General features: G+C 36.2%; 23 protein-coding genes. 10 read left to right on the top strand and 13 right to left on the bottom strand.

Features of this window, described 5'->3' with window-relative positions; genetic code table 11:
* From truB to N3C60_09645, 6 genes are all read right to left on the bottom strand, one after another.
* On the bottom strand, positions 1–899 hold an 899-nt coding region (gene truB, locus N3C60_09670), incomplete at its 3' end, for a tRNA pseudouridine(55) synthase TruB (GenBank protein MCX8085175.1).
* A complete protein-coding gene (gene rbfA / locus N3C60_09665; GenBank protein MCX8085174.1) occupies positions 899–1,249 on the bottom strand; it encodes a 30S ribosome-binding factor RbfA in 351 nt (116 codons plus the stop codon). The genes truB and rbfA, both read right to left, overlap by 1 nt.
* Positions 1,249–1,530, bottom strand: coding sequence for a DUF503 domain-containing protein (locus N3C60_09660; GenBank protein MCX8085173.1), 282 nt, complete (start codon positions 1,528–1,530; stop codon positions 1,249–1,251). Before N3C60_09660 ends, rbfA begins: the two co-directional genes overlap by 1 nt.
* On the bottom strand, positions 1,531–4,500 hold the full coding sequence (gene infB / locus N3C60_09655) for a translation initiation factor IF-2 (GenBank protein ID MCX8085172.1): 2,970 nt from the start codon (positions 4,498–4,500) through the stop codon (positions 1,531–1,533).
* A gap of 67 nt (positions 4,501–4,567) precedes the next feature.
* Positions 4,568–5,854 carry a transcription termination factor NusA gene (nusA, locus tag N3C60_09650; protein MCX8085171.1) on the bottom strand — a complete coding sequence of 429 codons (1,287 nt, stop codon included), beginning with the start codon at positions 5,852–5,854 and terminating at the stop codon, positions 4,568–4,570.
* Between the two features lie 27 nt (positions 5,855–5,881).
* Positions 5,882–6,349, bottom strand: coding sequence for a ribosome maturation factor RimP (locus tag N3C60_09645; protein ID MCX8085170.1), 468 nt, complete (start codon positions 6,347–6,349; stop codon positions 5,882–5,884).
* Between the two features lie 135 nt (positions 6,350–6,484).
* On the opposite strand from N3C60_09645, the gene proB reads away from it, so the two are divergent.
* From proB to N3C60_09600, 9 genes are all read left to right on the top strand, one after another.
* Positions 6,485–7,648: a glutamate 5-kinase gene (gene proB, locus N3C60_09640; GenBank protein ID MCX8085169.1), complete on the top strand. Its 1,164-nt coding sequence runs from the start codon at positions 6,485–6,487 to the stop codon at positions 7,646–7,648.
* Positions 7,626–8,855, top strand: a complete 1,230-nt coding sequence (locus tag N3C60_09635; GenBank protein MCX8085168.1) for a glutamate-5-semialdehyde dehydrogenase — start codon at positions 7,626–7,628, stop codon at positions 8,853–8,855. Before proB ends, N3C60_09635 begins: the two co-directional genes overlap by 23 nt.
* A gap of 1 nt (position 8,856) precedes the next feature.
* Positions 8,857–9,504, top strand: a complete 648-nt coding sequence (gene nadD, locus N3C60_09630; GenBank protein ID MCX8085167.1) for a nicotinate-nucleotide adenylyltransferase — start codon at positions 8,857–8,859, stop codon at positions 9,502–9,504.
* Positions 9,498–9,833 carry a ribosome silencing factor gene (gene rsfS / locus N3C60_09625; protein ID MCX8085166.1) on the top strand — a complete coding sequence of 112 codons (336 nt, stop codon included), beginning with the start codon at positions 9,498–9,500 and terminating at the stop codon, positions 9,831–9,833. The genes nadD and rsfS overlap by 7 nt, the downstream gene beginning before the upstream one ends.
* Entirely contained in the window at positions 9,834–10,307 is a 474-nt protein-coding gene (locus N3C60_09620) for a tRNA (cytidine(34)-2'-O)-methyltransferase (protein ID MCX8085165.1), read from the top strand.
* Positions 10,301–11,086, top strand: a complete 786-nt coding sequence (locus N3C60_09615) for a 50S ribosomal protein L11 methyltransferase (protein MCX8085164.1) — start codon at positions 10,301–10,303, stop codon at positions 11,084–11,086. Before N3C60_09620 ends, N3C60_09615 begins: the two co-directional genes overlap by 7 nt.
* Positions 11,071–11,778 (top strand): RsmE family RNA methyltransferase, encoded by a 708-nt coding sequence (locus N3C60_09610; GenBank protein MCX8085163.1) that lies wholly within the window; start codon positions 11,071–11,073, stop codon positions 11,776–11,778. Before N3C60_09615 ends, N3C60_09610 begins: the two co-directional genes overlap by 16 nt.
* Positions 11,775–12,233 (top strand): nucleoside deaminase, encoded by a 459-nt coding sequence (locus N3C60_09605; GenBank protein MCX8085162.1) that lies wholly within the window; start codon positions 11,775–11,777, stop codon positions 12,231–12,233. The genes N3C60_09610 and N3C60_09605 overlap by 4 nt, the downstream gene beginning before the upstream one ends.
* A gap of 72 nt (positions 12,234–12,305) precedes the next feature.
* On the top strand, positions 12,306–14,294 hold the full coding sequence (locus N3C60_09600; GenBank protein MCX8085161.1) for a transporter substrate-binding domain-containing protein: 1,989 nt from the start codon (positions 12,306–12,308) through the stop codon (positions 14,292–14,294).
* A 27-nt stretch (positions 14,295–14,321) separates the two neighbouring features.
* On the opposite strand, the gene rpsU is transcribed toward N3C60_09600, so the two are convergent.
* The 7 genes from rpsU to N3C60_09565 all read right to left on the bottom strand — a co-directional run bounded on the left by rpsU (position 14,322) and on the right by N3C60_09565 (position 21,896).
* A complete protein-coding gene (gene rpsU, locus N3C60_09595) occupies positions 14,322–14,540 on the bottom strand; it encodes a 30S ribosomal protein S21 (GenBank protein ID MCX8085160.1) in 219 nt (72 codons plus the stop codon).
* An 18-nt stretch (positions 14,541–14,558) separates the two neighbouring features.
* Entirely contained in the window at positions 14,559–16,877 is a 2,319-nt protein-coding gene (gene lon, locus N3C60_09590) for an endopeptidase La (protein MCX8085159.1), read from the bottom strand.
* On the bottom strand, positions 16,870–18,126 hold the full coding sequence (gene clpX, locus N3C60_09585; GenBank protein ID MCX8085158.1) for an ATP-dependent Clp protease ATP-binding subunit ClpX: 1,257 nt from the start codon (positions 18,124–18,126) through the stop codon (positions 16,870–16,872). Before clpX ends, lon begins: the two co-directional genes overlap by 8 nt.
* A gap of 51 nt (positions 18,127–18,177) precedes the next feature.
* Positions 18,178–18,765, bottom strand: a complete 588-nt coding sequence (gene clpP / locus N3C60_09580) for an ATP-dependent Clp endopeptidase proteolytic subunit ClpP (GenBank protein ID MCX8085157.1) — start codon at positions 18,763–18,765, stop codon at positions 18,178–18,180.
* A gap of 10 nt (positions 18,766–18,775) precedes the next feature.
* Positions 18,776–20,104, bottom strand: coding sequence for a trigger factor (tig, locus tag N3C60_09575; GenBank protein ID MCX8085156.1), 1,329 nt, complete (start codon positions 20,102–20,104; stop codon positions 18,776–18,778).
* Between the two features lie 160 nt (positions 20,105–20,264).
* Entirely contained in the window at positions 20,265–21,548 is a 1,284-nt protein-coding gene (locus tag N3C60_09570; protein ID MCX8085155.1) for an ammonium transporter, read from the bottom strand.
* A gap of 9 nt (positions 21,549–21,557) precedes the next feature.
* Positions 21,558–21,896 (bottom strand): P-II family nitrogen regulator, encoded by a 339-nt coding sequence (locus tag N3C60_09565; protein ID MCX8085154.1) that lies wholly within the window; start codon positions 21,894–21,896, stop codon positions 21,558–21,560.
* A gap of 257 nt (positions 21,897–22,153) precedes the next feature.
* Between N3C60_09565 and mtgA the strand changes: the two genes are divergently transcribed.
* On the top strand, positions 22,154–22,858 hold the full coding sequence (gene mtgA, locus N3C60_09560; GenBank protein ID MCX8085153.1) for a monofunctional biosynthetic peptidoglycan transglycosylase: 705 nt from the start codon (positions 22,154–22,156) through the stop codon (positions 22,856–22,858).
* Positions 22,859–23,005 lie beyond the last annotated feature (147 nt).

Below are 23,005 nucleotides of genomic sequence, written 5' to 3'. Positions count from 1 at the left end.
CTAAACCTATCATCATTAAAAATCCTTATATTTCTAAAAGGGATATCATCTTTAAATTTTTCAGCAATAGCAAGAAGAACACCCTCTTTATTTGTAATGAAAACACATTTTGTTGTTTCCTCAGGTATGTAAAGATATTTGTTTTTATGGAGGGATACACCGTTTTTGACAAGTTGTACATATCTGTCATCCACAATCACTCTACTCCAGTCCAGTACTCTATTTATCGGAGTTAAAAAATCATAGGTATTATGTTTTATCATTTCTTCAATTTCACAAACCTTTAAAGATTCCGATATACCAAAAACTCCGCTCCTCAATCTTAAAAGGGATTCCATTGTGGCAAAAGTTCCAAGCCTAACACCCAACCGATCAATTACACTTCTTATATACGTTCCTTTTTCGACTGATAGTTTTAACTGTAAAAAGGGGTAATCGTACTTTATTACTTCAATGCTATATATAAAACTCTTTTTAAAACCAGCATTTTCTATCAAACCCTTCCTTGCAAGTTCATAGGCTCTTTTCCCTTGAATATTCACTGCAGAATAAGATGGGATTACAAGCTCTATTTCCCCTTCAAATCCCTTCACAGTCTCCTTTATATCTTCAATCGTCGGTACATAGCCATCACTTCTTTCCAAGATCTTACCTGTGATATCAAAAGTATCAGTCCTAAAACCCAAAATAGCATTAGTTTGGTACTCTTTATCCTCTGCCATAACATACGAGGCAAGCTTAGTAGCTTCATTAATGCAAACCGGTAGAACCCCCTCTGCCAAAGGATCCAATGTGCCAGTATGTCCCACTTTACAATTATTTAGAACTTTAGAAAGTTTTTTTATATTAAAATGGGAAGACAACCCTTTTTCTTTGTATAAATTTATAAAGCCATTCATTATTCAGGGTGGGAAATCTTCTTTATCAAACCTTCAATCCTATCAGCATAATCTAATGTATTATCGATAAAAAAAGTGAGATCTGGCACTCTTTTGATTTTTATAGACTTTTTCAATCTTGAGTAGATAAAACTTTTGGAATGCTCCAATTCACTTTTAAGCATTTCCACATCGGTACCATCATAACTGCTGATATACACTTTAGCAAGACTGAGATCTTTTGTGACTGTAACATCCGTGATTATAACACCATGTATATTCGGGTTTTTTACCTCAAACTGAACAATCCGTGCAATCTCTTCCTTTAACAGTTCACCCACCCTTCTATCTCTAAAGGATTCTTTCTTCATCAAATAATCTCCTGTTTTATATCAACAATTACAGCATCTTTTAAATATTCGGTAAATTTTATTACCTCCTGAAGCTGGGAATCTATAAAACCAGCATTTTCACCCACAATAGCCACAGCAATATAAGCTCTATTCCATATCTCCTTGTCCCCAACCTCAGCCACAGATACATTAAACTTACTCCTTAGTTTTGCCTTAAAACTACTAACAACACTTCTTTTATCTTTCAATGATCTTGCAGCAGGAATATCCATTTCTAAAAGAAGCGTTCCAATTACCATCTATTCTACATCCTTTAGCAGCTTTTTCTCTTCAACCATTTCAAAGACTTCTAATATATCACCCTCTTTGATATCATTATAATTAGCTATGCCAAGTCCACATTCATAGCCAGCCACAACCTCTCTAACATCATCCTGAAACCGTTTAAGGGAATTGATCTTACCAGTATAAATAACTATATTATCTCTTATAACTCTAACATTTGCATTTCTCACTATCCTACCTTCTAAAACATAACAACCTGCAACCTTACCCACCTTCGGAACACTGAAAACCTTTCTAATCTCTACTTTACCAATAATATTTTCCTTGATTTCAGGGGTTAACATCCCCTCAATTGCTTTTTGCACCTCTTCTATAGCTTGATATATGACAGAATAAAGCCTTATATCTATCTTTTCCCTTTCAGCAACAGTCTTAGCTTTGGCATCTGGTCTAACATTAAAACCTATAATAATTGCCTTCGAAGCCATTGCCAATAAAACATCAGATTCATTGATTCCACCAACACCATCATGAATGATCTTCACCTTAACTTCAGAATTAGAGAGCTTCACCAATGATGATTTCAACGCTTCTAACGAACCCTGAACATCGGCTTTAAGTATAATATTAAGATCTTTAATTTCCCCCTCTTTGATTTTATTGAAGATATCATCAAGGGTCAGTTTAGCTTTAGCAGCTTCATCCTTTTCCCTCTGTTTTTGTAGCCTGATATCCACAATCTGTTTTGCAATCTTCTCATTGGGCACAACTAAAAGGGTCTCACCAGGTTCTGGCACCTCACTAAAACCCATTAGCTCCACAGGTATCGATGGACCAGCCTCTTTGATATTTTTACCAGCATAGTTAAACATAGCTCTAACCTTTCCATAGTGTACACCAGCTATGAAGGTATCTCCCACACGCAACACCCCATCTTTGACAATCAGAGATACCGATACACCTTTTTGTTTATCCAATCTGGATTCTATGATAATACCCTCTGCAGGCTTTACGTAATCCCCTTTTAGCTCTAACATTTCAGCTTCCAACAATACCCTTTCCAAAAGATCATCAATCCCTATCCTGTTTTTAGCTGAAATCTCCTGGAATTGATACTCACCACCCCACTCTTCGGATATGATACCATACTCGGCAAGCTGTGTTTTAACCTTTTCTGGATTTGCATTAGGTTTATCTATTTTATTTATAGCCACAACAATTCTCACCCCTGCTGCCCTTGCATGATCTATAGCCTCTTTCGTTTGAGGCATAACCCCATCATCTGCAGCAACCACAAGGATTACTATATCGGTAACATTAGCCCCCCTTGCCCTTAATGTCGTAAAGGCTTCATGCCCCGGTGTATCCAGAAACACAATTTTACCTCTATCTATATCCACCTCATAGGCACCAATATGTTGTGTAATACCACCTGCCTCTTTTTCAGCTACTTTTGTTTTTCTAATGGCATCAAGCAAAGATGTCTTACCATGATCAACATGCCCCATTACTGTCACTATTGGTGGCCTTGGTCTTAGGTTTTCAGGCTTGGACTCGTATTTAGGCAAAAGATCCTCTTCTGAAATAGTTTTGACGTCTACTTCAACACCATAGTCCATTGCTATAAGTTGTACAGTCTCTGCATCAATTGATTGATTAGCAGTGACAAACATCCCCATACCCATCAATTTCTTTATAATCTCAGGAATTTTTACCCCGAGTAAACCAGCCAAATCATTTACAGAGATAGCTTCTCCAATTGTTATCTTAGAAGGTCTAACAAAAACCTTTGGCTCCTTCGACTCTTCTTTTTCTTTTTCCTTTGTTTTTGCTACCTTTTTGACCTTTTCTTCAACTTCTTCTACAAACTCTTCTTCAGCTAGTTTTTCTACTTCTACTTCTTTTTCTAACTCAAGCAGTTCCAAATCCTCAAGTATATTCTGTTTAAGGTTTTTCTCTTTTTTTGATATAGATTTTTTTACTTTTACCTTTTTTGACTCTATATCCTTTTCCTCAACTGGGGTTTCTGGCACATCCTCTTCCCATTTCTTTTTCTTTACAATCAACTCCTTATCTTCTATCAATACATCAGTTACAGGAGAGAATGCTGTACTTTTATCCTTTATCTCAGTTTTTTTACCTTTTTCGGAGTGTTGGGGTTTTTGGGGTTTTTGAAATTTTTGACGATCTTCATGAGGTCTTGGCTGCCCCTTTGTATCACGACTTTGCCCTGAATCCTTTTGCACCAATTTGCCAGGATGAGGAGGTCTTGCTCCTTTTTGTCCATCATGTTTTCTTACATCATCCCTATGATGTCTACCCTTATAATCCCTTTGCCCCCCTTGCCCAGTAGAACCATCTTTCTGTCTTTTATCACCCCATTGTTTTTTGCTATGGAATCCTTTGCCATGTTCTTCCTTTTTTTGCTTGGTAGCATCTATTGGCACTTCCTGCCCAGTAGGTGTAAGTTCAAAACTTTTAGCAACCACAACCTCTGGCACCTCAGTTATCACCTCTTCTTCTTTTATTGGTGTAGATATATTTTGATCTTTTTGGATATCTTCATGTTGTGTTGGGATTTCAGCTACTTTTTCTGTATCGATCTTTACCTGCTCTTCTTTTGCTTTTTCCCTATCAGCATCCACCTTTTTCAAACTCTTTTCAAGCTCTAATTTCTTTTTCAGAAGCTCTTCTTTAGTCAACTTCCTTTTGGCACTGTCTGCACCTGTATCCTTAGTATCCTTTACGATTACCTCTGTTACCTTCGAGTGTCTTTTTCGTCTATCAATGGCTTGTTTTAACAACTCCTGTCTTTTGTCCAGATGCAGCTTTTTAATATCCACTCCTACAGAACTCAAAGTCTCTTCAGCCAACTCATCATTTTCCCCTGAAATATCTATACCGATGTTCTTAAGCCTCTCCTTTAAGTCTTCGTATGCCACAATCCCTTTCTTCACCAATTCTGAAACTTTAAAACGATTCATTCACTACACCTCTAAAATTTAGATACCATTATAATACACGACATAAAGCAAACTGTAAACCAGATTTTTAATCCTCTAACTTATCAGATATGTAGTCAATAGCAGCATTTATTAACTCTATAGCCTCATCTTGGGAAATACCCAACACTTCAGAAACCTGATCCACAGAAGAGGTAGTAAGCACTTCAAGATCTGTAATCCCAGCTGTCATGAGCTTAGAGATCATATCAGGGGTCAAAATAGATAAATTCTCCAAACTGTATATCTGATAGAACTCCTTCATCTCCTGTTCCTGCTCTAAAAGTCGCTGTTTTCTAATGGCATTATATTCACTTTCACTCAGGATATCCAACTTCCATCCTGTAAGAATAGATGCCAACTTCACATTCTGCCCTTTTTTGCCAATTGCTAAAGACAACTGATCATCTGGAACAACAATCTCAAGGGTAGATTCATCCTCAAAAATATTGGTCAATATCACTTCCGCTGGAGATATGGAGGCACAAACAAATTTTACAGGATCAGGGGACCAAAGAATAACATCTATCTTCTCACCCCTTAATTCATTACTGATAGCGTTGATCCTTACCCCTTTTATACCGATACAGGCTCCCACTGGATCTATGTTGCTATTTGTAGAGTATACAGCTACTTTTGCCCTGTCACCTGGCTCCCTTGCAACCCCCTTGATCTCAACAACTCCATCAAACACCTCTGGTATCTCAGACTCAAAAAGCTTTTTCAAAAATTGAGGATGCGTCCTGCTCAATATAAGCTGAGGCCACCCCTTTACCAGCTTTATCTCCAGCAGTAAAGCCCTAATATAATCACCTCTGGAATAATAATCCCCAGGGATCATCTCCCGCTTTGGTAAAAGAGCTTCTGTTTTACCTATCGACACAGTTACACCATCTTTGTCCGTTTTAAGAACAATGCCTGTGATTATTTCACCCACCTTGTTTTGAAACTCTGAATAAACGATATCCTTCTCAGCTTCCCTTAACTTTTCAAATAGTCGTGTTTTAACGGTAGTCGCAAGCTGCCTACCAATCTCTTCGATTGTTACAGGCACCATAATTACCTTACCCAAATAAGCATCCTTATCAATCTTTATGGCATCTTCCAAAAGGATCTCATGCCAGGAACTATCCACATCCTCCACAACCTCTTTGGGCACCTTGATATTAAAAATATTTTTTTCAAGATCTATCTCCACTACCGGCTCACCGTAGTCCCCTATTTTCTTAACAAGGGCTTTATAAATAGCATCCCTTAGGGCAGCAGAAATAACCTTTCTACTAAAACCTTTTTCCCGCCCTATTTCATCAGCTACTTTTAAGATCTCTTTTATCATCATTCCTCCTGAAATCTATAATTTTCTTTAAAATTCATACTCCAGATGTGCTTTCTTTATATCGTTATAACACACAGTAAAGATATCGCTTTTATATTCCAACTGTATCACATCACCAGCCACAGATTTTATATACCCTGTGTAGCTTTTTCTCCCATTTTCATCTTTCTTAAAAAGCTCTATCTTACATTTCTTACCAACATACTTTTTGAAATCTTCAATGCCCCTTATAGGTCTATTTAAACCGGGGCTGGATACTTCAAGGTTATACTTGTGTTCTATAAAATCTTCCGTATCAAGCCATTTAGAAATCTCTTTGCTAAAAATAGCACAATCCTCAAGGGTCAAATGTTCTTTATCTAGATATATCCTGAGCACATATCCAGACGGCTCCCTCACAAACTGAACATCAAAAATTTCTACACTATTTTCTTCTGCTAATTTTTTAGCGTATTCTTTAACCCTTTCTACGATATGACTATTTTTCTCTCTCATAACTTTTCCTGCCTTGCACAAAAAAATAAGTGGGAGAATACCCACTTGTTTTTTATATACCATGCTACAAAAGAAAAATCAAGTTTTTTTATTGTCCTATTGATTTATTTAAGAATTTTGTATATTAAAGCAAACATGAGGAAATTGCCCAAGATAAACACCTTAGTGATAAAAATTGGTAGCAGCATCGTTGCAGGAAAGGATGAAATAGACAAAAAGTTTCTCGCTGAACTTGCTCATGCTATTCATATAATCAAAAACGACGTAAAAGATGTTGTAATCGTATCCTCTGGTGCTATTGCTGCAGGTTTTAAAACTTTAGGTTTTGATTCTAAACCAAAAAATATAGTAGATAGACAAGCTTGTGCTGCCGTAGGGCAAGCAAAGCTAATCTTATATTACGAAGAAGCCTTTAATAGATACAATATGAACGTGGGACAGATACTGTTAACAAAAGAAGACTTTGCAAACCGAAAAAGGTATTTAAACGCCCGCTCCACTTTAAAAAAGTTGCTCGACTTGAATGTTATACCTATTATAAACGAAAACGATACTGTAGCCACAAACGAAATAAAATATGTGGATACTTTTGGAGACAATGATAATCTATCAGCCCTTGTATCTGGTCTTATTGGTGCAGATCTTTTGCTTATTTTATCCGATGTAGATGGACTATTTGATAAAAACCCGTCAAAGTGTCCCAATGCCACACTTATAAACGAAGTGAAATATTTTAACAAAGATATTTTAAATGTTGCAGGGGACTCCATTTCAGGTGTTGGTACTGGCGGTATGAAAACAAAGATAATGGCAGCCCAAAAGGCTTTGGATTCGGGATGCTACGTGGGTATAATAAATGGGAAAAAACCAGAAAATATTATCAGATTTTTAAAAGGTGAGATAATTGGTACTTTCTTTTCCCACATAGAAGATGCAATTGATAGAAAAAAGTTCTGGATAGCCTATGCAGCAACTCCAAAAGGTGAAATCATCATCGATAGCGGTGCAGTCAGAGCTATCCTCGATATGAATAGATCACTACTGCCTTCTGGTATTCTTGATATCACCGGCAAATTTAATATTGGTGACATAGTCAGGATCACAGATATTTATGGAATGGAAATTGCGCGGGGTAAAACCAGATATACCTCTTCAGACTTAAAAAAGATTAAGGGTCAAAAAACAGAAAAGATTCAGGAGCTTTTAGGTTATAAAATCAGCGATGAAGTTATACACAAAGATGATCTTGTCATAATCAAAAAAAATGGAGTTAATGATGGAATTTTTAAAACGAGCTAAAGAGGCCTCAAGAAAAATAATCAAACTGACCTCAACCCAAAGGGATCAGCTACTTCAAACCATCTCTAAAAACCTTGATAAATATAGATCAGATATCCTAAAAGAAAATCTAAAGGACCTCGAAGAAGCCCAAAAAAATAACTTAAAGAATTCCATCATTGATCGCCTTATTCTAAATGACAAAAGAATAGATGCCATGATACAAAGCGTAATTGATATAGTAAAACAAGAAGATCCGCTGGGGATAGTAGAGTATGGTATAACAAGACCAAATGGGCTCAAGATAAACAAAGTTCGTGTACCAATTGGTGTGATAGGGATTATTTATGAATCAAGACCTAATGTTACCATAGATGCCGCTTCTTTATGTATAAAATCTGGCAATATCTCCATATTAAGAGGGGGTAAAGAGGCCACCTTTTCCAATAAATCCCTTGAAAAGATCATAAAGATCTCTTTAGATGAATGTCACCTCGATGAAAATATAGTTACTTTAGTCATCGATCCAGACAGAACGATTTTGAATACCATGTTAAAAGCTAAACAGTATATTGACCTCATCATACCACGTGGAGGTGAGGCATTGATTTCTTACGTAACAGAGCATTCGTTAATACCAGTAGTAAAACATGATAAAGGTGTCTGCCACGTTTATATCGATCAGTTTGCAGATAAAAATATGGCAATCAATATAGCACTCAATGCTAAGGTTAGTAGGCCAGGTGTCTGTAATGCTATGGAGACCCTTTTAGTACACCATGCTATTGCTAATGAATTTTTATCTGAAATGGTGGAAATCTACCACAATCACAACGTAAAATTGGTTGGTTGTGAACGTGCACAAAACTTTAGGCATGTAGAGCCAGCAACAGAATCGGATTGGAGTGAAGAGTACCTTGATCTTAAGCTTTCCATTAAAGTTGTAGACTCATTAGCTGAAGCAATAGAACATATAAATAGGTATGGTTCAGGTCATTCAGACGCGATAGTTACAGAAAACTACACCAATGCCTTGGAATTTTTAGACATGGTAGATTCAGCTGCAGTATATGTCAATGCATCTACCCGCTTTACAGACGGAGGGGAATTTGGTTTAGGAGCTGAAATAGGTATAAGTACTCAAAAACTTCATTGCAGGGGTCCTATGGGTGCAAAAGACCTTACAACAACAAAGTATCAAATATTCGGTACGGGACAGATAAGATAAATTGAAAAAGATAGCTCTATTTGGAGGCACATTCAATCCTGTTCATAAAGGGCATATAAACTTAGCAACAGAAGTTCAAAAAATATTTAACTTCGATAAATTTCTTTTTATCCCTGCCAAGCTACCACCCCACAAAAATTATCCGATAGCATCACCATCGGATAGGATAAGAATGCTACAACTTGCCACTGAGGATTTGGATCAAAACATTTTTGATATATCAGACATAGAGGTTAAAAGGGACAAAAAATCTTACACTTATCTTACTCTACTCGATTTCAACAAAATATACAAACCAAATGAGCTTTTTTTTGTTGTAGGTACTGATATCTTTTCAACAATAGAGACATGGCAAAACTGGCAGGAGCTCTTTAAACTATCCAACTTTGTAGTTGTAAACCGACCCGAACATCCAATAGAATCAATGCTTTTAAAAATACCCCCAAAACTACTTAAATATGTGATCAACATAGAAGATTTCCAGTTTGGTATGTCTGAAAAAATAATATTGACAAAAATAAAAGAAATCCCCATATCAAGCACAGATATCAGGGAGATGATAAAAGATAACAAGATGTTAGATTACTTACCCGATAAAGTTTACAACTACATTATAGAAAAAAAGCTCTACCAGGAGGAAGAATGTTAGAAGGGGTAATAAAGAAGATTAAAGAAAAATTATCAGAGAAAATGGCTGAAAATATTGTAATATATAAGATAAAAGAGGTTTCATCCATAGCCGATTATCTCATCATTTGCACTGGAAACTCCGAAACCCATATAAAAACCCTCGCCGACTACGTCGAAGAGGTATGCAAACAGGAAAAACTAACCAAACTCAAAGATGAAGGATACGGTATCTCCAAGTGGGTATGTATAGACTTTGGTAGTATTCTTATACACATAATGGGGAAAAACGAACGGGACTACTACAAACTCGAATCCATCTGGGGAGCCTGTGAAAAGGTGGACATTTAGATGGAGATAAAAATAGCCCTCTTTGAACCAGAAATACCTCAAAACACAGGTAATATTGCAAGATTATGTGCCGGTACCGATGTGGAACTGATCCTAATTGGTAAGCTTGGCTTTTCCCTTTCCAACAAATACCTTAAAAGAGCTGGCTTAGATTACTGGGAACATGTTAGGATTAAAAAGATAGATAGCTTTAATGAATTTGCCTCACTCTATGATGAAAAAGAGTTCGAATATGCTTTTCTGAGTAAGTTTGGTACAAAAATCTACCCAGAAATACCAGAAAGCGATAAAATCATCCTGATATTTGGTAATGAATCGGCTGGATTACCAGACCATATAAGATCAACATACAGGGATAAACTTTACAAAATACCCATGAGTGATAAAATAAGAAGCCACAATCTATCCAATTCTGTGGCTATTGTTCTTTACGATATGTTAAGAAGAAACAATTTCAAAGGCCTGATATGTTAGAGATCAAATTTCATACTTTCAAAGAAGGGCTTGAAGAGTTTTTAGAAAGTATTGGGATCTATATGGTAGAAGATGATTTCGATAGTGTAAAAACGTTCACCATTTACTGTGAAGAAAGTCTCCTACAGGACATTACCCCATTTATTGAAAACTACTCCATAAACAGCATAGAAAACAGTGGTTGGGAGTACAAATGGAAAGAGTTCCTAAGAGCAGGTCAACTAACACCAAACATAAAATATATTTTTGATGCTAATGAAAGGGATTCCCAGAGCTGTATTTTGATAAATCCATCTCTTGCTTTCGGTACCGGAAATCATCCTACAACACAGTTAGCTGCAGAGCTTTTAGAAGAATGTTGTGCTGGTAAGACTGTATTAGATATAGGATGTGGTACTGGCATATTAGCTTTAACAGCAAAGGTTTCTGGAGCTAAAAAGGTTTTGGCCTTTGACAACGATAGTTTGGCAATCAAAAACACAAAGGAAAATATGATGCTTAATAATGCCACTGACATTCTATTCTGGGCAGGTACACCAGATTCCATCAAAAATGTCAAACTGGATATAGTCATAGCAAACATTATAAGCTCAGTGCTGTTAAAAATAAGAGGTGATATCCTGAGGTTGGATCCAAACATCATCATTTTATCAGGTATTTTAACAGATGAACTAAAATCTTTTTTAGAGAATTTAAACCTTGTAAATTACAGTATTGAAAAAATATCAAATAAGAATGGATGGACTGCTGTGAGGTTGACTAAATGTTTGAAAAACTAAAAAGATTCTACATCCAAAATGAGCTCAAAGAAGAGATAGAGATCGAAGATGATCTGTACCATCAGATCAAAAATGTTTTACGAACAAAGATTGGAGACAAATTTATATTCATCAATGACAAAGAAGTTGGAGAGTACCAGTTCTATTTTGGAATGAAAAAGTCTGGTATATTCACCCTAAACAGTAAACAACCCCACGATAAACCGAATTATGAGTTGGATGTCTACTTAAGTATCATTCAGCGGGAGTACCTCGATTCAGCTATAGAAAAGCTTGGGGAAATAGGGATTACAAAATTGATCCCGGTAATCACTAAAAGAAGCTTTCAAGGTATAAACACAAGCACCTCTGAACGGATGAAAAAATTACTCTACAAAGGCTTTTTGCAAGCGGAACACAACTTTTTACCAGTTGTTGAAGATGCTGTAGATCTATCAGATATAACCCCCAAAACGCAAGAAAACTTTGTTCTCTATGAAAGATGTTCATCAAAAGAAAAAATCGATCTAACCACAAAATCAGTTGGCTTGTTAATAGGACCTGAAGGTGGATTTGAAGATGTAGAACTCGAAACATTGCAAAACAAAGGTTTTAAAAAGATATCACCCATAAAAGGTGTCTTAAAATCGGAAACCGCAGCAATCATATTCACAGGATATGTAAAGATCTTAATAGATACCTCTGGACAATGACCGACTTAGATAATATTTTCATGGCTAAAACCATAGAGGTGGCAAAAAGAGCTCTAAAGTACAACGATGTACCGGTTGGAGCAATCGTTGTACATGGGAACACAATACTTTCCACAGGCTACAACAAAAAACGGGTGACCAAAAATTCCCTCGATCATGCAGAAATAATAGCTCTAAAAAGAGCTGCCAAAAAGCTTGGTGATTGGAGACTAAACGAATGTACCCTTTATTCTACATTAGAACCTTGCATAATGTGTGCTGGGGCTATTTTACACTTTAGAATTAAAAGGGTCGTTTTTGGTATACTTGAGCCCAAATTTGGTGGCGTAATCTCCAATGCAAAGATTTTTGATATAGAAACTTTAAATCATTCCGTTGAATACGAATATGGGATCTTTGAAGATAAGATAAGATCACTGATGCAAAACTTCTTTAAAAATCTCAGAAAAATGTAAAACTTGTAAAATTTTAGATAAACCATTTGACAAAGCTGTTAATCCCAATTATACTTTCTATACATACACAATTTGGGAGTTACTATTATCATTGTAGATTTTTTTAGTAAAAAAACTGGTTTGAGTAGAAAATTGACAAAAATCTTTTTCATTAAGATTATTCTTCTTGTTTGCATTTTTATATTCTCCCTCACTAGCAAGGTACTCACAGCAAAAGATGAACTCAAAATAGTAATTGACAACAATTATCCCCCTTATTCCTTCATAAATGAAAAGGGGGAGCTCACAGGTTTTAGTATTGATCTTTGGAAAAAGTTTGAATCCAAAACTGGCATCAGAGTAAAAATATATGCAAAAGAATGGAACATCGCCCAACAAGAGATGAAAGAAGGTAAATACGATATCATAGATACCCTTTTTAAAAACCCTGAAAGGGAAAAGATCTACTCCTTTTCTTCTCCTTATGAAAAGGTCGATACCCATATCTTTTATCACAAAAATATAACTGGTATCTCCAATGTCCACGACTTAAAATCTTTCCAGATAGCTACCAAAAAAGGTGGTGCAACTGTAAACGTGTTAAAATCTCTAAATTTCAGGAATATAAATGAATTCCCTTCAGATGAGGATATATTGATCGCAGCTAAAAACCATGATATTTCTGCTTTTGCCATTGGTATAAATACAGGCTTCTATTTGCTTCACAGATATGGACTACAAAAGGAATTCAAGATTCTCCCAGAACCTATTTTCACCAATCATCTCCACAGGGCATCTCTTAAAAGTAACGAATCAGTCTTAGCCTTAGTGGAAAACGGTATGAAAAAGATAACAAAAGCCGAAATGGAAGAACTCAGAGAAAAATGGTTTGGAATATACCAGTTAAAAAAATTCAATTACGTTCCATTTATTTATGTCATAATCCTTTTGAGTATAGGTTTATTTTTACTCTTCGTTATCAATTACTTTCTAAAACAGGCAGTCTTAAAAAGAACAAACGAGTTAGAGATAGAAAAAATAAAATTTATTAGTATTTTCGATAATGCAAACCATATAATCGTTCTCCTCGACAAAACTGGTCATACTTTAGAAGCCAACAAACTAACAATAGAAACAATGAATGCAGAAAAAAATAAATTAAAAGGTCTCCATCTAACAAATTATCCTCTCTTCTCTGCCAGCGAAGAGCTCGTAAAAAAAATAGACTCAAAGTTGGAAGAAGTTCTTCAGGAAAAACAGAAGATCACCACAAATATAAACATAAAAATGGAAGGTAGCACCGAAAGGATCTACTATTTTTCTTTTACCCCAATACTTTTGAACAATGACATCAAATATATCATAGTAGAGGGCAAAGACCTTACGGATACGATAAATCTTACAAAAGAGATTGAACAATTAAAAGCAGAAAAAAATATGGAGATATTGGTTTCAGGTTTGGCACACGATTTTAACAATCTGTTATCAGGCATGAATAACTACCTGTTAGTAATAAAAGAACTAAACAATGATCCAGTTATCTCAGAGACAATAGACAAGACGTTTACTGTATTTAAAAGAGCCACAAACTTAGTCAAACAGCTACAGTCTTTTACAAAAGGATTAGAATTAAAATATCAGTCAGTTGATCTTTCCAACTTAATAAAGCATACCCTTTCCACCCACACCTTTGGCAAAAATATAGAGGTTTTACTGACTGATTACCTTACCGAAAAAGTTGAATGCGATCCCGATCTGATTGTGGAGATGTTTGAAAACATCATCATAAACGCCATTCAGGCGATCAAAGATAAAGGTATTATAAAAGTAGAAATGCATAAGATCATAATAGAAAATAGGGCTTTTGCCATCATAGAAGTCTCTGATAATGGATGTGGTATTCCAAAGGATAAATTAGATATAATATTCCAACCCCTTTATACCACAAAACCTAAGGGGAGCGGTTTAGGACTTTACATGGTCAAACTCATAGTAGAAAAACATGCAGGCAAGATCCTTGTAGAATCAGAGGAAAATAAAGGAACAACATTCAAGATCCTGCTTCCGATAAAGAAAGTATAAAAAAAGCCGCCAATGGCGGCTTACATATTATAAATACTTATACTTTTCCTGTAGCTTACGTACAAGCTTTTGCTGTTTCCTACGGGCCTTAAGAATTTTTCTTCGCTTTACCTCTGTAGGCTTCTCGTAGTAAGCATGCTTTTTGATCTCTCTAACAAGCCCCTCTCTTTCTACCTTTTTCTTAAGGAGCTTGAGAGCTTGATCCACATTGTCACCATCAACTTTTACTACAGCATTAATAGCCAATTTAACTCACCCCATTTTTTATATTTTTACTAAGGTCAATTCTGCTACTTCATCAATATCTTCTACAAAATAGACCTGAATTTTATTTTTAACCTCTTTTGGAATCTCTGTCAAGTCTTTTTTGTTCTCTATTGGTAAAATAATTTTTGTAATCCCAGATCTAACAGCAGCCAAAACCTTCTCTTTGATTCCCCCCACAGCTAACACCTTACCCCTTAAAATAATTTCACCAGTCATAGCAAAACTGTTATCCACAGGTAAACCAGAGAAGATAGATAATAATGCTATAGTTATCGTTATACCTGCCGAAGGCCCATCTTTTGGGACTGCTCCTTCAGGAACATGAACATGGATATCGTAATCTTTGAATTTATAAGAGGGGATCTTGTATTTATCAGATTTACTTTTTACCACGCTTAGGGCAATGTTTACTGATTCCTTCATAACATCACCCAGATGCCCAGTAACTGTCAGCTTCCCGTTGCCCGGCATCAAAGCCACTTCTATCTGTAATAGATCACCACCATACGGTGTCCAGGCAAGCCCCGTAGAAACACCTACCTCTTTTTTGAGCTTCGCGATATCATAAGTAAATTTTTTTACACCCAAATACTTTTCCACTTTTTTCTGGGTGATTATGACTGAATTCAAACCATTCTTAAGTATATCCCTTACCCCTTTCCTAACAAGAGATGCTATCTCTCTTTCAAGGTTCCTTACACCAGCCTCCCTTGTATAGTATCTTATCACATCAAGTATCCCCTTCTCCGTAAACTCAATTTTACCTTGAATATTATATAACTTTAGCTGTTTTGGGATTATGAAGTTTTTAGCAATATTTAGCTTTTCCAACTCGGTGTAACCACTAATATTTATAACCTCCATCCTATCTCTTAGAGGATGAGGTATGGTATCTAATCTGTTAGCTGTTGTGATAAAAAAAACTTTTGACAGATCGAGTTCCACCTCAAGATAGTGATCTACAAAACCGATGTTCTGTTCTGGATCGAGGGCTTCTAAAAGCGCTGAAGCAGGGTCTCCTCTGAAATCACTACTTAATTTATCAATCTCATCCAACAAGAAAACAGGGTTCATCGTCCCAGCTTTTTTTATCCCCTGCACAATCTTACCCGGCAGAGCACCAACATAAGTTCTCCTATGTCCCCTGATCTCAGCTTCATCCCTTAAGCCACCGAGACTCATTCTAATAAATCGTCTTCCCAAAGACTCCGAAATAGATTTTGCAAGAGATGTTTTACCTACACCCGGAGGACCCACAAAACAGATTATAGGACCTTTAAGATCATTTGCCACCTGTTTAACTGCCAAATACTCCAGAATCCTCTCTTTTACCTTTTCAAGCCCATAATGGTCTCGATCCAGTATAGACTCAGCTTCACTTATATCAGCTTTATCTTCCGTATATTCTCCCCATGGTATACTTAGCAACCAATCAAGATAGTTACGAGACACTGTACTTTCTGCCCCCATAGGTGGCATTAGTCTTAATTTTTTGAGCTCTTTCAATGCCTTTTCCCGAGTATTTTCAGGCATCTTTGAAGCTTTAATCTTTGATTCCAGTTCATCAAACTCAGCTTTTAAATCATCTTCTCTACCGAGCTCTTTGTTTATAATTTTTAACTGCTCGTTGAGATAGTATTCCTTTTGATTCTTCAAAATCTGAGACTTCACCTTGTTTTTTATCTTTTCATCGAGTTTAAAAAGCTCTATCTCAATCTCCAAAAGTTCAATGAGCTTTTCTATCTTGCCATCAAGATCATCTATCTCTAAAACACTTTGTATATCTTCAAGTTTTGTAATGCTATGTATAGTTATCGTGTAAACCTGTTTTACGATATCATCAAGATCCATTATCGCATTTAACATATCATTAGTAAGCTTACCGGTTGTCCTTACAAATCTTCGAAATGTCTCAAAAAGTGTTGTTTTAAGATATTCAAAGAAGGGGGTCTGTTCAAAAAATTCCTCCGTTTCCAGCACCTCAGCAAAAATTGACTCATTTGTATTGATGAAATTTACAATCTTACCCCTTCTAATACCTTCAAAAAGGACCTTATACGAACCATCCTGTAGTTTCAAAGATTGCAATATCCTGGCAACTACCCCTATATCATAAATATCTGTTAGATTGGGATTTTCTATTTCAGACGACTTTTGCAACGTAACGAAAACAAGCTTCGAAGAGGCTTCAGCTATCCTGATAGCATTTATAGACTTTTCTCTACCTATAAATACCGCATTTATGGTAAAAGGTAATAGGACAGCATCCCTAATAGGGATAAGAGGGTATTGCCTATACATAGTTTTCTCAGGCAATCTCTTTACTCCTCTCTTTCTCTTTCTTATATATATAAAGGGGCTCTGTTTTGTTTAGGACTGTCTCTTCAGTTATCACACACTCCACCAGATCCTTCATAGAAGGTACCTTGAACATTATATCAGTCATGATCTCCTCTATTATAGCCCTTAACCCTCTGGCACCTGTCTTACGCTCTATCGCCTTTTTCACAATACTTCTTAGCGCACCATCTGTAAACGTAAGTTCCACATTATCCATTTTAAATAGCTCCTTGTACTGTTTCACAATAGAGTTTTTAGGTTCTACAAGGATTTTTATAAGGGCATCCTCATCAAGATCATCCAATACAGCAACTACAGGAAGCCTACCTACAAGCTCTGGAATAAGGCCATATTTGATGAGATCATCGGGCTGGACATGCTTGAGGATATCCGATTTACTCATCTCATTTACAGATTTTAACTCCTCACTACTTTTAAAACCAACAGCTTTTTTCCCTATTCTATGTTTTATCACCTCAGTTAGCCCCTCAAAAGCACCCCCGCAGATAAAAAGTATATTCGTAGTATCCACTTGAATAAACTCCTGATTAGGATGTTTTCTTCCCCCTTGTGGTGGAACGTTTGCAATAGTACCTTCAACAATCTTTAAAAGGGCTTGTTGGACACCCTCTCCACTGACATCCCTTGTAATGGAAACATTTTCAGACTTCCTGGATATTTTATCTATCTCATCAAGGAAAACAATCCCTTTCTGAGCTTTTTCTACATCAAAATCTGCTGCTTGCAACAGCCTCAAAATAACATGTTCCACATCTTCACCAACATAACCAGCTTCAGTGAGTGTGGTCGCATCTGAGATGGCAAAAGGAACATTCAGCGTTTTAGCCAATGTCCTTGCTAATAAGGTCTTACCTGTACCAGTAGCACCGATAAGGAGGATATTAGATTTTTCAATTTCTATGTCATTATTCGATTTGAAAAAGATTCTTTTGTAGTGGTTATATACTGCAACACTCAAAGTCTTCTTGGCAGCATCCTGCCCTATTACGTATTGGTCTAACACCTCTTTAATCTTATCAGGAGTAGGAAGATTTTGAGTATTGATAGCATCTTTGTTGGATACAGCTTCCTCTTTTAATATATCATCACATATCCTAACACACTCATCACATATGAAAACATCTACACCTGCAATAAGTTTATTAACCTCTTCCTGGTGCCTGCCACAAAATGAACAGTACATCCCATCTTTTTTCTTCTTCATAAATTACCTCAAAAGTTCATTGCAATTAATATAAAACTGTAATTATTATATTCAAGATTTTTTCGTAATAACCTCATCTATCAAACCATAGGCTTTTGCTTCTTCAGCACTCATAAAAAAGTCCCTATCACAATCAGCGTCAATCTGTTCAATCGTTTTTTGGGTTCTCTCTGCAAGGATCTCATTGATTCTGGCTTTGAGTCTTAATATCTCTTTTGCCTGTATCTCAATATCCTTAGCTTGCCCCTGAAACCCACCCAGAGGCTGATGTATCATAATTCGTGTATTTGGCAAAGCAAACCTTTTCCCTTTTGCACCACATGCAAGCAATACTGCTCCCATACTGGCAGCCTGTCCGATGCAGATTGTTGATACATCTGGTTTTATATAGTTCATGGTATCGTAAATAGCAAGGCCACTTGTGATCACACCACCTGGACTATTAATGTATAAATATATATCCTTTTTTGGGTCTTCTGCTTCTAAAAACAACATTTGAGCAACAACAATGTTAGCCACATAATCATCTATAGCTGTGCCCAAAAAAATGATCCTATCTTTAAGGAGTCTTGAGTATATGTCGTATACCCTTTCTCCTCTTCCAGTCTGTTCTATGACATATGGGACAAAAAAACTCATCTGTCCACCCCTAACTTACTTTTTCCCTTTCTCTTACCTCTTTTAATGTTACGTATGTATCCTTAACATTATTCACAGAGCATAGAAAATCATAAATTTTATCCACAAGAACGTTGTTTTTTATTGTGTTAATCGTTCCATTTTTTATAACAAGATCTTTGTAATCATTAAAACTCATTTTAAGGGTCTCAGCATATTCTTTTATTTTAGCATCAACATCCTCATCAGTCACAACTATATTCTCCTTATCGGCAATAGCATTTAGTAAAATTGCACCCTTTGTCTGCAGAATAGCTTGATCTCTATAATTATCCTTGATCTTATCCGGATCGATATCCACTTTTTTCGGGTCTAAGCCATACATCCTACAATAGTTTTTTATTGCTCTATCTGCTAAGTTTCTACTTTGCTCATCTATCATGGATTGGGGTAGGTCAAATGGGTTTTCCTCTACGAGCTTCTGAATAAGTTTGTCATAAAACTGTTCCTTATTTATGAGCTCAGTTTCATCAACGATCTCCTTTTTAATACTCTCTTTCAACTTCTCCAAATTTTCTATGTTAGGATCCACAGTAGTAGCAAATTCATCGTTTAATTCTGGTAGTTTTTTAAGCTTTATTTCATGGACAGTCACAGTAAAAACAGCTTCCTTCCCAGCAAGATTTTCACTATAATCTTTCGGGAAAACCACCTTTATATCTTTTGTCTCCCCCTTCTTCATCCCTATTATACCCTCTTCAAAACCCTCGATGAACTTTTTACTACCTATATCAAGCGTATAATTGCTAGCTTTACCCCCTTCAAACTCTTCCCCATCTATTTTACCAACGAAATCTATTACAACCCTATCACCATTTTTAACCTCATAGCCATCGTCAGCCACCTCAAAAACCGCATGCTGATGCCTTAAACTCTCCAAAACCTCATCAACATCCTCATCAGATACAACCCTGAGTTCCCTTTCAAATTCAAAGCCTTTATAATTTTTAACCTCCACAGCAGGATAAACATCAACAAACACTTTAAATGTAATAGGCTTATCATCCTCAAAAACAACATCTTTGACAACTGGAATATTTAAGGGAACAACACCAGATTCTTTAATAGCTTTAGATATTGCACTATTTATGGTTTCTTCAAGAGCTTGTACACTGAGTTTATGTTTGAATTCCTTTCTCACCATCTCCTTTGGAGCTTTACCTACCCTAAATCCCGGTAATTTTACTGAAGGAAGGATCTTATTAAGCTGTTTTTCAAATTCTTTGGTGTATTGCTCATAAGGCAACTCAATCTCAAGCAATTTCTGAGAATTCTCAGCATCTGATACGTTAAATTTCATTTCTTACCCCTTTAAAGATTTTTTCTATGGATAAACAAGGGACCGTCCCTTTAATTTCTACCAAGTAAGAATAGATTTTATAATTTTTAATAGGGTCAAAGTCAAGTTTTTTTTATTAAATTACAGCTATAAATAAAAAAAGGCAGGTTACCCTGCCCAATTATATATTAAATCCCCTCTCTCCGTGTTCAACTTCATCTAAACCTTTTAGTTCTGCCTCATCATCCACCCTAACAGACACAAATAACTTTGTAATATAGAAGATAACCGCAGTTAAAATCGCCGAATAGACTATAGTAACAACTACAGACACAAACTGTACCCAAACCTGACCTGGATTCCCATACAAGAGCCCCTTACCTATAGGGTTTATTTCTGGACTTGCAAAGACCCCCGTAAGAATTGCCCCCAACATCCCACAAAGACCATGCACCCCAAAAGCATCGAGGGAGTCATCATACTTGAGCTTGCTCTTTAGCACAAACACACCAAAGAAACCCACTATTCCAGATAAAATACCAAACAAAACTGATGCTGGTGCAGATACAAAACCAGCTGCAGGTGTTATGGCAACAAGACCAGCTATTGCACCAGATGCTGCGCCAAGCATTGTTGGACGCTTTGCAACAATCCACTCAATAATGATCCATGTAATTGCCCCCATAGCAGCAGAAGTATTTGTGACCAAAAACGCATTTGCAGCAATCCCATCAGCAGCCAACTGGCTACCAGCATTAAAGCCAAACCAGCCAAACCATAACAATGCAGCTCCTAACACTGTTAATGCTATTGAAGATGGAATTATGGCTGTTTTACCATAGTCCCTTCTTTTTCCAGCAAGAAGTGCTAAAACCAACCCGCTAACACCAGCATTTATATGCACTACTGTCCCACCAGCAAAATCAAGGGCACCCATAGCACCGATAAAGCCTCCACCCCATACCCAATGGGCAATTGGAGCATACACCAGTATTAACCATAACACACTAAAAACCATCCAAAAACCAAACTTTACCCTCTCCACAATAGAACCACTCACGAGAGCCAACGTAATACCAGCAAAAGTCATCTGAAAGACAACAAAAAGAATTTTTGGTATTGTACCCTGCAAATCACTAATCTTTATATTATTTAGAAAGACATGATCCAGACTACCTATTATACCACCCACATCAGGACCAAATGCTAAACTAAAGAGAACTACCACCCACAAAACCGATGCTACCGCATAACCCATAAAACTCATACCTATGGTATTTAGGATATTTTTACTTCTTGTCATCCCACCATAAAAGAGAGCCAGCCCAGCAGGTGTCATAAGCATCACAAGGGCAGTAGCTGTTATAACCCACGCTGTATCTGCCGCATTAAGAGTAGGTTTATCACTGGCAAAACCCACTGCAGATGAAGCTAAAAGCATTAAAACAAAAAATATCTTTTTCATTTTATCCTCCTATAGACTATTTTCATTTAATTCACCTGTCCTAATCCTTACAGCCTTTTCCACAGGGATTACAAATATTTTGCCATCACCAATCTTTCCTGTTCTGGCTGATTTAGAGATCGTCTCAATTACACTTTCCACCAATTCATCAGACACCACGAGATCGATCATGACCTTAGGAATAAACTCGATCTGATATTCTGCACCCCTATACAGTTCACTATGCCCTTTCTGCCTTCCATACCCTTTTACTTCCACAACAGTCATACCTGTAATCCCAATTTCAGTAAGCGCATCTTTTACTTCATCAAGCTTAAATGGTTTTATTATAGCCCTTACCATCTTCATATTAAACCTCCTGAGGTTATTACTCACTTATCTTCAACAAACATGCCAATAAATAGATATGAAAAAACAAGGATTTTATCTTTAGCTAACACCTCAAGTGATTATTTTTTAATCAAATGTTGCCTTTGAAATATCAACATAAAAATATTACTTGCAAAAACTTTTAATAAGCTTTATAAAGCAGTGCATGACCCAGATTAAATTGATCCACCAAAAATAGAATAACAACTCTTAAACGTTATTTAAAAGCGGATTAAATGATCAAAAAGATATTATTGTTAATTATTATACTATTCATATTAGGTTCTTTTGTATACGTTGTCCCTGCTTTTTTCTACGATGTAAAAAGGTTAGCAAAAGAGAACCCTATCCCCACATCATTTATGAAATACAGAATGAAACAATGGGAGAACAAGGGGATTAAAAAGACAATTAAACACACGTGGGTTCCACTTAATCAAATTTCAAGACCTATGAGATTAGCTGTTATAGTTTCTGAAGATTCAAAATTTTGGCAACATGATGGTTTTGATTTTGAAGCAATACAAAACGCTTTTGAAGAGAATTTCAAATCTGGAAGATTTAAGTATGGTGCCAGCACAATTTCCCAACAAGTGGTAAAAAATATATATCTTTCTCCCACTAAAAACCCCTTGAGAAAGATCAAAGAGGCTATACTCACTTATCGAATGGAACAAGTGGTATCCAAGAAAAGGATACTTGAGATATATCTTAATATCGCCGAGCTTGGTGATGGTATTTTTGGAGTACAAGAGGCAGCAAAGTTTTATTATGGAAAACCAGCCTCTGCCCTTTCACCAATAGAAGCCGCTCAACTGGCAGCTATACTACCCAACCCCATCAAATATCACCCAAAAAGCAACCAAAAGTTTGTAACCAATAGGACAAAAATAATTCTTAACAGAATACAAACAATAGAAGGTTACAAAAAAGATCAATAAACAATTATGGGCAAAAATACACCACTATCATCTATATATTTAATATTCACTGAATTCTGGACTTGTATACCTAATATGAAATCTACCCCAAAAGCTATAAAACTTTTTTATAAGTTATTTTATAAGTGCCTAACCTAAACATTAAAA

The organism is Calditerrivibrio sp. (genome assembly GCA_026415135.1).
In the GTDB taxonomy this organism is placed as follows: Bacteria; Chrysiogenota; Deferribacteres; order Deferribacterales; family Calditerrivibrionaceae; genus Calditerrivibrio.
Note: the sequence above shows the minus strand (reverse complement) of the source record. Positions and strands in the feature narration are given on the sequence as shown.

Coding starts and splice junctions, on each gene's coding strand:
- clpX (MCX8085158.1), bottom strand. CDS start 18,126: ATGAAGAAGAAAAAAGATGGGATGTACTGTTCATTTTGTGGCAGGCAC.
- N3C60_09615 (MCX8085164.1), top strand. CDS start 10,301: ATGTTAGAGATCAAATTTCATACTTTCAAAGAAGGGCTTGAAGAGTTT.
- N3C60_09645 (MCX8085170.1), bottom strand. CDS start 6,349: ATGAGAGAGAAAAATAGTCATATCGTAGAAAGGGTTAAAGAATACGCT.
- rsfS (MCX8085166.1), top strand. CDS start 9,498: ATGTTAGAAGGGGTAATAAAGAAGATTAAAGAAAAATTATCAGAGAAA.
- N3C60_09620 (MCX8085165.1), top strand. CDS start 9,834: ATGGAGATAAAAATAGCCCTCTTTGAACCAGAAATACCTCAAAACACA.
- N3C60_09565 (MCX8085154.1), bottom strand. CDS start 21,896: ATGAAGATGGTAAGGGCTATAATAAAACCATTTAAGCTTGATGAAGTA.
- clpP (MCX8085157.1), bottom strand. CDS start 18,765: ATGAGTTTTTTTGTCCCATATGTCATAGAACAGACTGGAAGAGGAGAA.
- nusA (MCX8085171.1), bottom strand. CDS start 5,854: ATGATAAAAGAGATCTTAAAAGTAGCTGATGAAATAGGGCGGGAAAAA.
- N3C60_09570 (MCX8085155.1), bottom strand. CDS start 21,548: ATGAAAAAGATATTTTTTGTTTTAATGCTTTTAGCTTCATCTGCAGTG.
- N3C60_09660 (MCX8085173.1), bottom strand. CDS start 1,530: ATGGTAATTGGAACGCTTCTTTTAGAAATGGATATTCCTGCTGCAAGA.
- N3C60_09610 (MCX8085163.1), top strand. CDS start 11,071: ATGTTTGAAAAACTAAAAAGATTCTACATCCAAAATGAGCTCAAAGAA.
- mtgA (MCX8085153.1), top strand. CDS start 22,154: ATGATCAAAAAGATATTATTGTTAATTATTATACTATTCATATTAGGT.
- tig (MCX8085156.1), bottom strand. CDS start 20,104: ATGAAATTTAACGTATCAGATGCTGAGAATTCTCAGAAATTGCTTGAG.
- N3C60_09635 (MCX8085168.1), top strand. CDS start 7,626: ATGGAATTTTTAAAACGAGCTAAAGAGGCCTCAAGAAAAATAATCAAA.
- infB (MCX8085172.1), bottom strand. CDS start 4,500: ATGAATCGTTTTAAAGTTTCAGAATTGGTGAAGAAAGGGATTGTGGCA.
- N3C60_09605 (MCX8085162.1), top strand. CDS start 11,775: ATGACCGACTTAGATAATATTTTCATGGCTAAAACCATAGAGGTGGCA.
- proB (MCX8085169.1), top strand. CDS start 6,485: ATGAGGAAATTGCCCAAGATAAACACCTTAGTGATAAAAATTGGTAGC.
- rbfA (MCX8085174.1), bottom strand. CDS start 1,249: ATGAAGAAAGAATCCTTTAGAGATAGAAGGGTGGGTGAACTGTTAAAG.